Raw genomic sequence first — 13,437 nt, 5'->3', positions numbered from 1 at the left:
AGCGTCGGCGGTCGCCGTTGGCGCCCCGGTTCCGGGCGCTGGAGCGGTCGAAGACCGACACCCGGTCCCCGCTGTGGCGCAGGGTCGAGCGGTCGTCCTCACCGGCTGCTCGGGAAGGGCACCACCTTTCCCGAGCTCTCGGCGTTGCCGGCGGCCGTGAACGCGTTCCAGGAGATGTCGACGAGCAGCTTCTTCGTCTCGGCGTGCCGGATAGCGGCGTTACGTTGCAGCGCCATCCGGGCGCCCAGCACCACCGCTACCAACGTGGTGGTGATCGCGCCGGCGGCGGCCAGCACGTGGAAGCCGGTCGCCGCGTCGGTACGGAGCACCAGGACCAGCAACCAGATCCAGAACCCGGCGGCGAAGACGCCGGCCTTGGCGACGAAGAAGAGGCTCACCGCACCGGGCTGGTACGGCAGCGGACGGCTCGATTCGGCCATGGTGCTCCTCGGCGGTGGTCCGGGCGATCGGCGGCACGCGCGCGTGCGCCGTGCCGGGACGGGCACCGAGCTTAGTGGAAGAACGACGATGATCGCTCGGTGCCGGTACGAATACTGCCCGAAGTGGAGTCTCATCCATGGGACAGTTTGTGCGGTCAGTCAGTGGCTTCCGGTCCCCGGCGTACTACGCTCGGGAGGCGCATCTTCCCAGTGCTCGGGCGGGAGGGAAAGACATACCGGATGGGTTCCGCAGACGTGTCACCGCAGATGGCGTTCGCCCGCTTCGTCCGGCGTGCCATCGACGACGCTCGCGAGGAGCGCGGATGGACCGTGACTGATCTTGCCTCGCACACGGGCGTGGGCCGCTCGACCGTGTTCCGTTGGCTCGCCGGTGACTGGCAGGATTACCCCGAGTTGGCCAAGGTGCGCGGCTTCTGCGCCGCACTGGATCTGCCGGTGGCTGCCGCGTTCCGGGCGCTCGGGCTGCCCGACGCGGGCCTGGTGCCTCGGCGCCGCAGCGATGACGGTCCGGTCGAGGCCGACGTCCGGGCCATCCTCGATCGGCTGGCCGACCCCGCCGTCCCAGCCGAGGAGAAGCACCACATCCGCGACCTCCTCCGCTACCTGGCCCGCCGCCCCACCCGCCGAGCCGGCTAACCCCCCACCCCCACCCCCACCCCCACCCGGGTGGATCATGAAGTTATTGCCGCGACACGCCGACGCGAGTGGCAATAACTTCATGATCAACCCCGCGAGAACGGGCAGGGAGCCGGACCTGGGAGGGGAGAGAGGGGGGAGGGAGGGGTCAGGGGACCGTTGCGGTGAACTCGGCGGTGTGGACCTTGTTGGCTACCTGGAAGTCGAGGTAGAGGCGGTAACGGCCCGGGCCCGGGGTGGTCAGCCAGAACTTCACCTGGCCGTCGGCCAGCTCCGGTTCGGGGTGCACGTGCAGGTAGCCCAGGTCGCCCTCGCGCAGCGCCACCAGGTGACCGTACGCCCCGAGGTAGCGCTCCAGCACCGCGTCACCGTCCGCGCCGTCGATCCGGAAGGTCAGCGGCACCGTGACACCGGCCTGCGGACTGCCCTGGTAGGCGACGGTGAACCCGTCCACAGTCGTCGAGGTCGCCGGAGCGGGCAGCGGACGCGGCTCGTACCCGCCCGGCACGACCAGATCCACGCCGAGGGTCAGCGCGCTCTGGCCGCCGTTGTCGGCGACCACCGTGAAGTCGGCGTACGCCCGCCAGACGCCGGGCTGCGCGAGGGTCACCGGCACCGTCCAGGTGCCGTCCGCCGCCATGGTCGGGTGCAGGTGCTGGTAGCCCGTCAGGTCCCGACGGACCACGATGAGGTGCATCGGCTTGTCGTGCACGACGGCGAAGCGGGTGACCGGGCGGCGTTGCACGTCGCGCACCTGAAAGCGGAGCTGCCCGGGGCGGCCGGCCGGAAACTCGGTGGCCACGGGGACGAGCGTGTATCCGGCCGAGCTGACCGACAGACCGCCGGGCTCGGCGGCCGCGCCCTGGTCGGCGCCCGTCACGGACCCGTGGTCGTGGGCCCCGGTGCCCGGCGGGTGGGTGTGGTCGGCGGTCAACGCCGCAGGGCTGCCGCCGGTGGTGGTGGTGCCGTTCATGCGACCGAGGCCGAACCCGAGCAGCACGGCGAGCACCAGCCCGCCGACCACCAGCGCCAGCCGGACCGTGCTCCGGTCCGGCACGGTGGCGGCCTGCTCAGGCACCGCCAGCGTCCAGCACGTAACCGGCCTCGTCGACTGCCGCCCGCACCGACTCGTCGGGCAGCGGGCTGTCGCTGGTCACCGTCGCGGTGCCGGAGGTCAGGTCGACCTGGACCTGCCGCACACCGGGCAGCGCCGACAGCTCGTCGGTGACCGCACGCACGCAGTGCTCGCAGGTCATGCCGGTGACGGCGTACGCGCGGGTCACGGGCTGCTGATCGGTCATGCCGCCACCGTACCGCCGCGCCCGGCCAGCCCTGACCGATGCCGGTGCGGCGTGGCGACCGTCGCAATCCGCGCGGCCCGGGAACTTTCCGCACCGCGGCCGCCCACCGACCTCCGCGATCGCGCACGGCGGCTCAGCCAGCCACGGCGAGAGCGAGCGGGAGGACGTCGGGAGCACCGGCCCGTCGCAGCGCGCGGGTCACCATCGTCATCGTCCAACCCGAGTCGACCAGGTCGTCGACGAGCAGCACCGGCCCCTCCAGCGCAGCCAGCGCGTCGGCCAGGTCAGCCGGCACGGTGAAGGCGTCGTGCAGGGCGCGTACCCGCTGGGCGCTGTTGCCGCGCGGCCCACCGGGGCCGTCCGGACCGGTCGGGGTGACCGCGCCGAGCAGCGGCAGCCGGCCCACGGCGGCGATCCGCTCGGCCAGCGAGCCGACCAGCCGGGGCCGCCGGCGGGAGCCCACCGCGACCACGCCGACCGGGCGGCGGGGCCACGGGTCGTCGCCGTGCGCCCACGCCTTGAGCACCTCGACCACCGCGCCGGCGACGTCGTCGGGCACCGGCTGGTCGGGCGTCTCGGGGCCCACCAGGGCCCGCAGCCGGCCGCCCCAGCCCAGGTCGGAGAGGCGCCCGACGGCACGGCCGGGCAGCGCCTGCTCCGCAGGGGCGATCCGGCCCTTCAGGGGTACGCCCACCCCGTCCAGCCCGGTCGGCCAGAGCTTCTTCGGGGCGATCTCCACGCCGGGGCGCCCCAGGAAGGTCTGCGCGGCGGCGAGCGCTGCCGTCGACACGTCGGCGGCGAAGAGCGGCTCGGCGCACCTGTCGCACCGGCCGCAGTCGGTCGCGGCGGTGTCGTCCAGGCGTTCCCGTAGATACCGCATCCGGCAGTCGGACGTGGTCGCGTACTCCCGCATGGCCTGCTGCTCGACGTGGCGCGCCTCGGCGACGCGGCGCAACCGGGCCTCGTCGTAGACCCACGGCTCGCCGGTGGCGAGCCAGCCACCGCGCACCCGGCGGACCGCGCCGTCCACGTCGAGCACCTTGAGCATCAGCTCCAGGCGGGCCCGGCGCAGGTCGACGAGGGGTTCGAGGGCCTGGGTGGAGAGCGGGCGGTCGGTGTGCAGGGCGGCCAGCACGGCCCGGACCTGCTCCTCGGGTGGGAACGCCAGCGAGGCGAAGTACCGCCAGATGGCGGCGTCCTCGACGCCGGGCAGCAGCAGCACCTCGGCGTGCTCGACGGCGCGGCCGGCGCGGCCGACCTGCTGGTAGTACGCGATCGGCGAGGGTGGTGCGCCGAGGTGGACGACGAAGCCCAGGTCGGGCTTGTCGAAGCCCATGCCGAGGGCGCTGGTGGCGACCAACGCCTTGATCTTGTTGTCGAGCAGGTCCTGCTCGGCGGCCCGCCGGTCGGCGTCGTCGGACTGCCCGCTGTACGAGGCGACCGGGTAGCCCCGGGAGCGCAGGAACTCGGCCGTCTCCCCCGCTGCCGCGACGGTCAGCGTGTAGACGATGCCGGACCCGGGCAGCTCGTCCAGGTGGTCGGCGAGCCAGGCCAGCCGGTGCGCCGGGCTGGGCAGGTCGAGGACGCCGAGCCGCAGCGACTCGCGGTCCAGCGTGCCGCGCAGGACGAGCGCGTCGCCCAACTGCTCGGCCACGTCCTGGGTGACCCGGGCGTTGGCGGTGGCGGTGGTTGCCAGCACGGGCGTGCGCTCGGGCAGGTTGGCGAGGAAGGTGCGCAGCCGCCGGTAGTCCGGCCGGAAGTCATGCCCCCAGTCGGAGACGCAGTGCGCCTCGTCGACCACCAGCAGCCCGGTGGTCGCGGCCAGCTTCGGCAGCACGCCGTCGCGGAAGTCCGGGTTGTTGAGCCGTTCCGGGCTGATCAGCAGCACGTCCACGGCGCCGGCCTGGATCTCGGCGGTGATCTCGTCCCACTCGTCGAGGTTCGCCGAGTTGATCGTGCGAGCCTGGATGCCGGCCCGCGCGGCGGCCTCCACCTGGTTGCGCATGAGCGCCAGCAGCGGCGACACGATGACGGTGGGGCCGGCCTGGTCGCCCTGCCCGCTGTCGCGCAGCAGGGCGGTGGCCACGAAGTAGACGGCGGACTTGCCCCAACCGGTGCGCTGCACGCAGAGCACCCGTCGCCGGTCGACGACCAACGCCTCGATGGCCCGCCACTGATCCTCGCGCAGTCGGGCGTGCTCACCGGCCAGCCGGCGCAGCACCGCCTCGGCCCGCTCCCGTACCGCCGCCCGTTCGTCGCCCATCCGGCATTTCTACCAGCGCCGTCCGTCAGAACCCCGGGCCGCGCGGGAGGTTCCGGTCACGATCCGCGCGTTCGCGCCTCGTCGGGTCGGGACGCCGGGGGCAGGAAGAGCAACAGGTCGCGCAGGGGCTCGGTCGCACTCGGAGGCAGCAGGCAGCGCGCCGCGAGCTCTTCCATCGAGGCGTACGGGCCGCGCAGCCAGCGGTCCACCACTATCTGCCGGCCCTGCTCGCTCGTCAGGCCGGGCAGGGCCGTGAGCACCTGCTCCGGGACCGCGTTGACGTCGACCAGTCCACCGTCATCGAAGGTGCGGGGAAGGTCGGGTCGGCCAAGTCCCAACTCGGCCCGGGCGGCCGGGTAGTGGTAGAGCAGGTAGCGAGCGTGCTCCCGTCGGATGCGCCGCTCCTCGTCGGCGCGGCCCCGAGCGCTGTCCGGCCTCCCGGTGATCGCCTCCCAGAGTCCACGGCTGAGCAGGACCACGTGCACCGCCCCGGCGAGCCAGGTGATGAGGGCCAGGCCGAGGAAGGTCACCGCCTCCGGTCCGGGGACCTCGGCGTCCGGATTCTCGATGTCGAGCATGGTCACCTCGACGACGACCAGCGCAAGGTAGCCGACGCCCGCGACCGCGAGGCGCCAGCTCCGACGCCAACCCGCGTAGGCCAGGATCACCAGCCAGGTCAGGCAACCGAACGAGAGCAGGGCGAGCACCGTACCGAGGATCGTGCCGGTCCTGCTCGCCCAGTGCGGCGCCTGCCGCCGCGCCGGCTTCCCGCCGGTTGCCGACCGCGGCGAGTACGGAGGCAGGGGCGGCGGAGGCGGCGCTGACACGACGGCCGGCGCCGCCGGTCCCGGTTGGGTGGGGATGAGAGCGGCGGGTGCGACCACCGACGCTGCCGGTTCGGGCACCGTGGCTGCCACCGGCCGCGGTGTCTCCGCTTCGGGCACCGGCCGCGGTGTCTCCGGTCCGGTGGAGGGCTTCGCCACCACCAGGGTCGGGTCGGAGCGCAGGATGCGCCGGTGCAGTTCCTGCAACGCCTCGCCCGGGTCGATGCCGTACTCCTCGCGGAGCAGGTCGCCGAATTCCCGGTAGGCGGCGAGCGCCTCCGCCTGCCGCCCGCTGCGATAGAGCGCGAGCATGAGCTGGTGTCGCAGCCGTTCCCGGACGGGGAACTCGGCCACCAGTTCCACCAGCTCACCGACCGTCTCGCGGTGCCGGCCGAGGTCCAGCGTCAGCTCTGCCCGGGTCTCCAACGCCACGGCCCGCAACTCCACCAGCCGCTGCCGGGCCGCCTCGAAGATCGGTCCGGTGAAGCCGGTGAACGGCTCCCCCTGCCACAGGTCCAGGGCGGTGGCCAGCTCACTCAGCGCCTGCTCGGTACGCTCGGCCGCGTGCCGCTGCCGGGCGGCCTGCACGCCCCGTTCGAAGCGGACCGCGTCCACCGCCTCGGGGTTCACCCGCAGCAGATAGCCGGCGTCGGTCAGGCTGAGCACCTGTCCCGGCGTACGGGGCGACCGCTCCGGCTCCAGCACCCGGCGGAGCCCGGCCACGTACTTCTGCACGACGTTGGGGCCGTTCGCGGGTGGCTCCTCCGGCCAGACCGCGTCGACGATCTGCCCGGTGGACACCGGGCGGCCGGCGGAGAGCAGCAGTACGGCGAGCACCGCGCGCTGCTTGCCCGGACCGAGGTCGATCTCCCGGTCGGCGTACCAGGCCCGCTGAGGCCCGAGAATCTCGAAACGCAGTTGGCCTGACATGCGAGTTTCCGCTCCTGACACCCCCGGGACAGCCGGACGGCAGTGCCCGGCAGCCGGACGGCAGCATATCGGCAGCCGAACCGCCGTGCCGGCCGACAGGATCGTCGTCGGCAGAAGCCAGGCAGCGAGAAAGAGAAGTGCGATGACACAGGCAACGGGCACCGCCGGCACCATCCGACGGACGGTCGGTACGGCCGCCGCCGTGCTGGCCGCGACCACCCTGCTCGCGGGTTGCGGGTCGAAGAGCGAACCGGCCGCGGCGCCACCGGGCAGCCCGTCCGCCAGCCCGAGCGTGAGTCCGAAGGAGGCGCTCCTCGATGCCGTCCCGGACGGCACCGAGGGGGCGTTCCGGTTCAGCGGCAAGGACTCGTCGAGCACGATCGACGGCCGGATCGACCCGGCGGCGAAGGCATTCGAACTCAACATGGTCATGCCGCCCGACGACGGCGTCGTGGTGAAGATGTCGTTCCTGGTGATCGAGGACCAGAACTGGGTGAAGGCGAAGTTCAGCGGCCGTCCCGGCCTGCCGAAGTTCCCCGACAAGTGGATGAAGCTGGACCCCACGAAGCTGACCGACGCCGCGAGCATCCCGACGTACGACGGCGTGGACCAGGGCAACGCCGGTCCGCTGATCCAGGCGGCCACCTCGGTCGAGGAGAAGAGCCCCGGTCAGTACGCCGGGTTCATCGACGTGAGCGACACGGAGGCGGCGAAGGCGCTGGAGGACGGCGAGGCGGCGGCCCTCGGGGAGGCCGCCAAGAAGGTGCCGTTCACCGCGGTGGTCGGCGCGGACAAGCACCTGGCCTCGCTGACGTTGAAGATGCCGGCAGCCGGCAAGGCGAAGGCGTACGACTACGTCGTCAAGTACGCCGACTACGGCAGCGCGCCGAAGATCAGCGTGCCGACCGGCGCCGCCGCCATGAAGGCACCGGCGGGGGCGTACGAGTTGTTGAACGGCTGACCCACGACGCAGAGGGCGGCGGCCACACGGGGGGCCGCCGCCCTTCCCCTTGATCAACGAACCTCAACGAGGGGGGCGGAGGGTGCGGGTCAGGTGGGCCAGGCGGGGGGCGAGGCTTGTCATGCCTCCGGGGAAGAAGTACACCGCCAGGATGAAGACCGTGCCCAGGACGAACAGGGGCTGGCTCAACGGGCGGCTGAGGACGGCCGGCAGGTTGTCGACCGCGTCGCTCGTGCCGAACGCGGTGAGCCGGTGGTCCAGGTACATGTAGAGGACCCCGCCGAGCACCGGCCCCCACCGGGTGCCCGGCCCACCGAGCACCACCATGACCAGCAGCGACAGGGTCAGCTCGGAGGACGTGATGTGCGGTGACGCGCCGCCGACGATCAGGACGTAGACCACCCCGCCCGTCGACGCCAGCCCGCCGGCCAGGGTGAACGCCACCAGCTTGTAGCGGTACGGATCCAGCCCGAGCACGCCGATCCGCCGCTCGTCGTCGCGCAGCCCGGCGAGCACCCGGCCGGTCGGCGAACCGCTCACCCGGTGCACCACGAACACCACCAGGGTCAGGTACGCCAGCGCCAACCAGTACAGGTTGACCGTGTTGGTCACCCCGACCAGCCCGGCGGGCAGCCCGGACACGTCCAGCGGCAGACCCTCCTCGCCGCCGGTGAGCCCGCCGAAGTCCCGGGCCACCAGGATCGCCCCGACCTGGGCGAAGGCCAGCGTGACCATGGCGAACGCGATGCCCACGGTCCGCAGCGCCACCGCGCCGAGCAGCGCGGCGAGGATCGTGCCGCCGGTGACGGTCAGCAGCGCCGCCTGCCACAGCGGCAGACCGGCCCGGGTGACGAGGACGTCCGTGCCGTAGACACCGGCGGCGAAGTACAGCGCGTGCCCGAAGGAGAGCATCCCGGTCCGGCCGAAGAGCAGGTCGTACCCGGCGGCCAGCCCGCCGAAGATCAGGCAGATGGCGAGCAGTTGCAGGGTGCCGGGTGAGTTGACCGGCCCCTCGAAGATCCCCGGTAGGGAGATCGTCGAGTACGGCAGGATCGCCAGCACGACCAGCGCGACAAGCGGCAGGAACGGGCGCACCCGGTGCCACCGCCCCCGCTGCGGGGTCAGTTCGTCGGGCACCTGCGCGGGAGGCGCGTCGATCACCGTCATGCCGTTGCCACCTTTCCGGCGATGCCCTGCGGGCGCAGCAGCAGCACCACGGCCAGCAGGCCGACCACGCAGATGTCGCCCAGCCCGGACGTGCCGTAGTAGTTGACGAACTGCTGCACCAGCCCGACCACGACCGCCGCGTACGCGGAGCCGACCACCGAGCCCATTCCGCCGATCACCACCACGATGAACGCGAAGATCAGCAGCGAGCCGCCCTGCCCGGGCGAGACGGTGCCGAAGTAGACCCCACCGAGCGCACCGGCCAGCGCGGCGGCCGCCCCACCGATCGCGAAGACCAGGGTGAACGCCTTGCGGACGTCGATGCCCAGCGCGGTCACCATCTCCCGGTTCTCCACCCCGGCCCGGATCACCAGGCCGTAGCGGGTCCACCGCAGGAACGCCAGGATCGCGCCGAGCACCAGCACCGCCGCGATGATCAGCAGCAGGCCACCGTTGGGCACCTGCGCGCCGAGGATCCCGGTCACCTGCCGGGTCCAGTCCGGCCGCGGAAACGGCCGGGCGTCCGCACCCCAGGTGGCCTGGAGCAACGCCACCCCGGCCAGCGACAGCCCGACGGTGACCAGCACCTGCTCGATGGTGCGGGAGTAGAGCGGGCGGATCAGCACCAGCTCGACCAGGATCGCCACCAGCGTGCCGGCGGCCACCCCGAAGGCGACCGCGAACACGAAGCCGAACCCGTCCGGGCCGGCGCCCGGCAGGTTGCCCGCCGCCCACCAGGTGCCGTACGCGCCGACGCCGAGGAACAGCCCGTGCGCGAAGTTCAGCACGTCGGCCAGGCCGAAGACGAGGGACAACCCGGAGGCGACCAGGAAGTACAGCGCCGCCAGGCCGAGCCCGGTCAACGCCAACAGGATCACGGTCCCCATCAGCGTGCGTCCTTCCCGGCCACCGGGGCCCGGTCCGGCCCGGTCGGGCGGTGCGCCTCACCGGTGCCCACACCGAGCAGCGACTTCGTCAGCGCCGTCTCCAGCAGCAACTCGCGGGCGTCGCCGGTCCAGGCCACCTTGCCGGCAGCTAACACGACCGCGTCGCGGGCCAGCCGGCGTACGACTGCCAGGTTCTGCTCCACGAGCAGAACCGGCACCGACTCCGCGACCCGTTCCACCACCTCGGCCACCTCGGTCACCACCTTTGGCGCCAACCCCTTGGTCGGCTCGTCGACCAGCAGCAGCCGGTTGTCGTTGAGCAGCACCCGCCCGATCGCGAGCATCTGCTGCTGCCCGCCGGAGAGCGAACCGGCACGTTGGCGTCCGCGCCGGTCCAGCTCCGGAAAGAGCGCGAAGACCTTGTCGTACGCCGGCGTGGTGCCCCGCCGCTCGGCGAGCCGCAGGTTCTCGGCGACGGTGAGGCCGGCGAACACGCAGCGGTCCTCGGGCACGTAGCCGAGCCCACCGCGGACCAGCCGGTGCGTGGGCCGGGCCAGCAGGCTCTGCGCGCCCATCCGGATGCTGCCGCGGACCTCGCCGGCGGGCGGGGTGAGGCCGACGATCGCGCGCAACGTGGTGGTCTTGCCGACCCCGTTGCGGCCGAGCAGGACTGTCACGCCGGTCGGGGCGACCGTGAAGGACACCCCCTGGAGGATGTGCAGCCCGGAAATCCGGACCGACAGGTCCGCCACGCTGAGAATCGGTTCCACCTGAACCCCTGCCGTTCGCGACTGCGGGGCTCCCAAATCCGACTCACTCCTCGCGCTCACAGCGACTCCCCCAGGTAGGCCTCTTGCACGGTGGGGTTCGCCATCACCGTCTCCGGGGTGTCGCAGGCGAGCAGCGCGCCGTGGTGCATGACGGCGATCCGGTCGGCCAGCTCCAGGATCACGTCCATGTGGTGTTCGACCATCAGCACCGCCCGACCGCTGTCCCCGGTCAACGACTTGATGACGGCGACCAGTTCGGGCACGTCCTCGGCGCTGACCCCGGCCATCGGCTCGTCGAGCAGCATCACCCGCGGTTCACCGGCGAGCAGCAGAGCGATCTCCAACTTGCGCTTCTCGCCGTGTGCCAGGGTGCCGGCCATCGCCGTACCCCGGTGGGCGAGGCCGACCCGGTCGAGCGCCGCGTCGGCGGCGGCGGCGACCTCCCGGTCGGCCGCCGCTCGCCGCCACAGTGCCATCGAACCCCCGCGGTGCGCCTGCACGGCGAGCCGGACGTTCTCCCGCACGCTGAGCGAGCCGAAGACCGACGACGCCTGGAAGGTACGGCCCAGACCGAGGCGGGCCCGCCGGTGCGGCGCAAGCCCACCGATGTCCTGCCCGTCCAGGGTGATCCGACCCTCCGTGGCCCGGCGCAGGCCGGTGATCAGGTTGAACAGTGAGGTCTTGCCGGCGCCGTTCGGCCCGATCACGCCCAGGAACTCCCCGGGCGCCAGGTCGAGGGCGACGCTGTCGACGATGGCGACCTCACCGATCCGCCAGGTCAGACCGCGGGTGGCGAGCATTTCTCAGCCCTTCATGGCCACGGCCGGCGGCGCGGTCTCGTCACCGGTGAGGCTCTTCTGCGCGGTCGCCGTGAAGGCGGTGCCGCTGCCGGCCAGCTTGGCCTGGAACATCGGCTGGAGCAGCGCGTGGTCGGCGGCCCGGATGGTCATCTTGCCCTTGACCCCGTCGAAGCTCCAGTCCTCCAGCGCGGTGACCATCTTGTCGACGTCGTCGCCGCCCTCCTGCACCGCGCGGACCACCATCTGGGCGGCGGCGAAGCCGTCCGGGTGGAACAGGTCGATGGTGCTGACCTTCGCCTTGAGGGCCTTGCTGGCCTCGGTGTCGCTGGCACCGTCGAAGTAGTGCGACAGGAAGGAGATCTTCGCGCCGGCCGCGCCGAAGGTCGGCCAGGAGGCCCGGATGTCCAGGCCGGTGACGACCGTGGTGGAGGAGAGCACACCCTGCTGGTCGAGCGTCTGCCACATGGCCGGGGCGGTCGTGCCGGCCCAGGCCACGAAGAGCAGGTCCGGCTTGGCGGCCTTGATCTGGCTGGCGAACGGCGTGAACTCGGTGGCGCTGGCCGGTGCCCGGACGCTGCTAACGGTGGCGCCCGCGCTACCGATGACCGCCTTGACGGCCGCCTCGTTGGCGTCGCCGAACGCGCCGTCCTGGGCGAAGACCACGACCTTCTTGCCGGCCGGGTCGCCGATGAACGACTTGGCGGTCACCACGTCCTGGTAAGACTGCCGGCCGGAGCGGAACGTGTACTTGTTCGCCCCGGTCACCGCGTCGGTCGCGGCCGGGCCGGAGATGAAGAGAACCTTGTTCTGCGCCGCGATCGGCGCGACCTGGAGCGCCACACCGGACGCGGTCGAGCCGGCGATGATCTTCGTGCCCTTGCCGATCAGGTCCTTCGCGGCGGAGACCGCCTTGGCCGGGTCACCCGCGTCGTCGACCTCGGTCAGCTCGATCTTCCGATCGCCGACCTTGCCGGTGCCCTGGGTGGCGAAGTCCAACCCCGCCTTGAAACCCTCGATGTACTGCTTTCCGTAGCTGGCCAGGGCTCCCGACTGGGAGTACACCAGGCCGACCTTGACCGGGGCGGCGCTGTCGCCGCCGCCGGTTGCGGTGTCCTGCGGGCTACCACAGGCCGTTGCGGCGAGCGCCGCAGCCATCATCGTGGCGGCGGAGAGGAACGCCCGCCGCGTGTGCCGGACCGTCATCGCGACTCCAGGTGAGGACAGGATGCTGTGTTGTCGGCTCACGCTAGAAGTGACGTCACCCACGAGCTATGTGGCGGAAACACACAAGTAACAGGAAGGGGGTGGCCCGGGGTAACAGCGGGCCGCATTACCATCCTCGGCCCCGGCCTCCCGATGGCCTGAAGCGCCACGGGTGGATCGACAGGTGTGTCGCCCCGAGCCATCCGCCGTCAGCCGCACGGCCCGTCGTGGTCCGCCGGGCGCGGGCACCGCCGTCGACCGCCGAGCAGGCGGTCACAGAAAACCCGATGTCGTACGCACTGAGCGTCCTCCTCCGACACCGTCGTCTCGGCCCGGTCCACGTCGGCGAGAAAGCCAAGCGCCCGGGTTATCGCCCGAGCGAACCGCAGCGCCCCCGGCAGGTCAGCGGCCACCACCGGCAGGTGCACCACGAAGCGTTCCCTCGTCATGCCACGACCACCACCCTCGACTGTGTCGACCTGGAGGGCGGTCCGGTGTGCGGGTAGGGGACGCCCACCGGACCGCCCGGCCCCACGCCCGCAGCCTTCGACGGCGGCGGTACGAGTAGGTCGACCCTCGGAAGTGGCGACGTCGCAGCTTGTTGCAGTAACTGGTGTAGGCCGGCATGATCGAAGACGCCGAACCAACCGGAGTCCTCACCATGCCCACTGCAGAAGCGCCATATCGTCGCATCGCCAACGAGATCGCCGCGAAGATCAAGAGCGGCGAGCTGAAGCCCGGCGACAAGCTCCCCTCGACTCGGGAACTCGCCGAGTCCTACGCCGTGCACATGAACACCGCGTCGCGAGCGCCCTCACTGCTGCACGACCGTGAGCTGATCACCGGCCAGCCCGGCCGCGGCACCTACGTCGCCGAGCACCCCAGCCGCTGACGCCCCGCCACCCTCCCCGCGCCTCCCCGCCGTCGGAGCTCGCCACTTCCACGGTCGCCGACCGCCGTCAAAGGCGGGTCGAGCACGAGAAAGATCCGCACAACTTCCCCTTTGTTGCTGCATTGGGCCGCGTAGCTCCCGCAAGATCTTGCTCGATCGTTGATGTAGTGGCCTCGGGGGCACGGCGAGGCCACTACTTCCTGGATCGAGCGCGACCTTGGGGAGTGCCGCCGTTGGGCGAGCCATCTCCTGTTGAGCGGTATACCTGTGAGTCATAAAAATGACTCACAGGTATACCGCTCAACACAGCAAGTGGCTCCGGTCGAGTGGGGCGTCCCGCAC

Annotated in this window: 14 protein-coding genes; 3 read left to right on the top strand and 11 right to left on the bottom strand. The window is 71.9% G+C overall.

Annotation, left to right across the window (positions count from 1 at the left end):
* Positions 1-98 precede the first annotated feature (98 nt).
* The gene (locus OG505_RS30250) at positions 99-440 is read right to left on the bottom strand and encodes a hypothetical protein (RefSeq protein ID WP_405429411.1); all 342 of its coding nucleotides are present in this window, start codon (positions 438-440) and stop codon (positions 99-101) included.
* 240 nt (positions 441-680) lie between these two features.
* Here OG505_RS30250 and OG505_RS30245 point away from each other — a divergent pair, with 240 nt between their 5' ends.
* Positions 681-1,097 (top strand): helix-turn-helix domain-containing protein, encoded by a 417-nt coding sequence (locus OG505_RS30245; RefSeq protein WP_405429410.1) that lies wholly within the window; start codon positions 681-683, stop codon positions 1,095-1,097.
* Between the two features lie 148 nt (positions 1,098-1,245).
* On the opposite strand, the gene OG505_RS30240 is transcribed toward OG505_RS30245, so the two are convergent.
* The 4 genes from OG505_RS30240 to OG505_RS30225 all read right to left on the bottom strand — a co-directional run bounded on the left by OG505_RS30240 (position 1,246) and on the right by OG505_RS30225 (position 6,415).
* On the bottom strand, positions 1,246-2,175 hold the full coding sequence (locus OG505_RS30240; RefSeq protein ID WP_405429409.1) for a hypothetical protein: 930 nt from the start codon (positions 2,173-2,175) through the stop codon (positions 1,246-1,248).
* Entirely contained in the window at positions 2,168-2,398 is a 231-nt protein-coding gene (locus tag OG505_RS30235) for a heavy-metal-associated domain-containing protein (protein WP_405429408.1), read from the bottom strand. Before OG505_RS30235 ends, OG505_RS30240 begins: the two co-directional genes overlap by 8 nt.
* Positions 2,399-2,531: 133 nt before the next feature.
* Positions 2,532-4,661, bottom strand: a complete 2,130-nt coding sequence (locus OG505_RS30230; RefSeq protein WP_405429407.1) for a DEAD/DEAH box helicase — start codon at positions 4,659-4,661, stop codon at positions 2,532-2,534.
* Positions 4,662-4,717: 56 nt separating this feature from the next.
* Entirely contained in the window at positions 4,718-6,415 is a 1,698-nt protein-coding gene (locus OG505_RS30225; protein ID WP_405429406.1) for a BTAD domain-containing putative transcriptional regulator, read from the bottom strand.
* A gap of 142 nt (positions 6,416-6,557) precedes the next feature.
* Here OG505_RS30225 and OG505_RS30220 point away from each other — a divergent pair, with 142 nt between their 5' ends.
* Positions 6,558-7,376 carry a hypothetical protein gene (locus OG505_RS30220; protein WP_405429405.1) on the top strand — a complete coding sequence of 273 codons (819 nt, stop codon included), beginning with the start codon at positions 6,558-6,560 and terminating at the stop codon, positions 7,374-7,376.
* 63 nt (positions 7,377-7,439) lie between these two features.
* Here OG505_RS30220 and OG505_RS30215 read toward each other — a convergent pair whose 3' ends face one another.
* The 6 genes from OG505_RS30215 to OG505_RS30190 form a co-directional block, all read right to left on the bottom strand.
* Positions 7,440-8,543, bottom strand: a complete 1,104-nt coding sequence (locus tag OG505_RS30215; protein WP_405429404.1) for a branched-chain amino acid ABC transporter permease — start codon at positions 8,541-8,543, stop codon at positions 7,440-7,442.
* The gene (locus OG505_RS30210; RefSeq protein ID WP_124815814.1) at positions 8,540-9,430 is read right to left on the bottom strand and encodes a branched-chain amino acid ABC transporter permease; all 891 of its coding nucleotides are present in this window, start codon (positions 9,428-9,430) and stop codon (positions 8,540-8,542) included. Before OG505_RS30210 ends, OG505_RS30215 begins: the two co-directional genes overlap by 4 nt.
* Positions 9,430-10,200 carry an ABC transporter ATP-binding protein gene (locus OG505_RS30205; protein ID WP_405429403.1) on the bottom strand — a complete coding sequence of 257 codons (771 nt, stop codon included), beginning with the start codon at positions 10,198-10,200 and terminating at the stop codon, positions 9,430-9,432. Before OG505_RS30205 ends, OG505_RS30210 begins: the two co-directional genes overlap by 1 nt.
* A 56-nt stretch (positions 10,201-10,256) precedes the next feature.
* Entirely contained in the window at positions 10,257-11,000 is a 744-nt protein-coding gene (locus tag OG505_RS30200; RefSeq protein WP_405429402.1) for an ABC transporter ATP-binding protein, read from the bottom strand.
* Positions 11,001-11,003: 3 nt separating this feature from the next.
* Positions 11,004-12,203 (bottom strand): substrate-binding domain-containing protein, encoded by a 1,200-nt coding sequence (locus OG505_RS30195; protein WP_405429401.1) that lies wholly within the window; start codon positions 12,201-12,203, stop codon positions 11,004-11,006.
* Positions 12,204-12,412: 209 nt separating this feature from the next.
* Positions 12,413-12,652 (bottom strand): hypothetical protein, encoded by a 240-nt coding sequence (locus OG505_RS30190; protein WP_405429400.1) that lies wholly within the window; start codon positions 12,650-12,652, stop codon positions 12,413-12,415.
* A 212-nt stretch (positions 12,653-12,864) separates the two neighbouring features.
* Between OG505_RS30190 and OG505_RS30185 the strand changes: the two genes are divergently transcribed.
* Positions 12,865-13,095, top strand: coding sequence for a GntR family transcriptional regulator (locus OG505_RS30185; RefSeq protein WP_405429399.1), 231 nt, complete (start codon positions 12,865-12,867; stop codon positions 13,093-13,095).
* Positions 13,096-13,437 lie beyond the last annotated feature (342 nt).

Origin of the sequence: Micromonospora sp. NBC_00617, assembly GCF_045161355.1 — a bacterium.
Taxonomy (GTDB): domain Bacteria; phylum Actinomycetota; class Actinomycetes; order Mycobacteriales; family Micromonosporaceae; genus Micromonospora.
The sequence above is the reverse complement of the archived record's forward strand: the minus strand, read 5'-3'. Positions and strand labels throughout refer to the sequence as shown.

Coding starts and splice junctions, on each gene's coding strand:
- OG505_RS30250 (WP_405429411.1), bottom strand. CDS start 440: ATGGCCGAATCGAGCCGTCCGCTGCCGTACCAGCCCGGTGCGGTGAGC.
- OG505_RS30245 (WP_405429410.1), top strand. CDS start 681: ATGGGTTCCGCAGACGTGTCACCGCAGATGGCGTTCGCCCGCTTCGTC.
- OG505_RS30235 (WP_405429408.1), bottom strand. CDS start 2,398: ATGACCGATCAGCAGCCCGTGACCCGCGCGTACGCCGTCACCGGCATG.
- OG505_RS30230 (WP_405429407.1), bottom strand. CDS start 4,661: ATGGGCGACGAACGGGCGGCGGTACGGGAGCGGGCCGAGGCGGTGCTG.
- OG505_RS30225 (WP_405429406.1), bottom strand. CDS start 6,415: ATGTCAGGCCAACTGCGTTTCGAGATTCTCGGGCCTCAGCGGGCCTGG.
- OG505_RS30220 (WP_405429405.1), top strand. CDS start 6,558: ATGACACAGGCAACGGGCACCGCCGGCACCATCCGACGGACGGTCGGT.
- OG505_RS30215 (WP_405429404.1), bottom strand. CDS start 8,543: ATGACGGTGATCGACGCGCCTCCCGCGCAGGTGCCCGACGAACTGACC.
- OG505_RS30210 (WP_124815814.1), bottom strand. CDS start 9,430: ATGGGGACCGTGATCCTGTTGGCGTTGACCGGGCTCGGCCTGGCGGCG.
- OG505_RS30200 (WP_405429402.1), bottom strand. CDS start 11,000: ATGCTCGCCACCCGCGGTCTGACCTGGCGGATCGGTGAGGTCGCCATC.
- OG505_RS30195 (WP_405429401.1), bottom strand. CDS start 12,203: ATGACGGTCCGGCACACGCGGCGGGCGTTCCTCTCCGCCGCCACGATG.
- OG505_RS30190 (WP_405429400.1), bottom strand. CDS start 12,652: ATGACGAGGGAACGCTTCGTGGTGCACCTGCCGGTGGTGGCCGCTGAC.
- OG505_RS30185 (WP_405429399.1), top strand. CDS start 12,865: ATGCCCACTGCAGAAGCGCCATATCGTCGCATCGCCAACGAGATCGCC.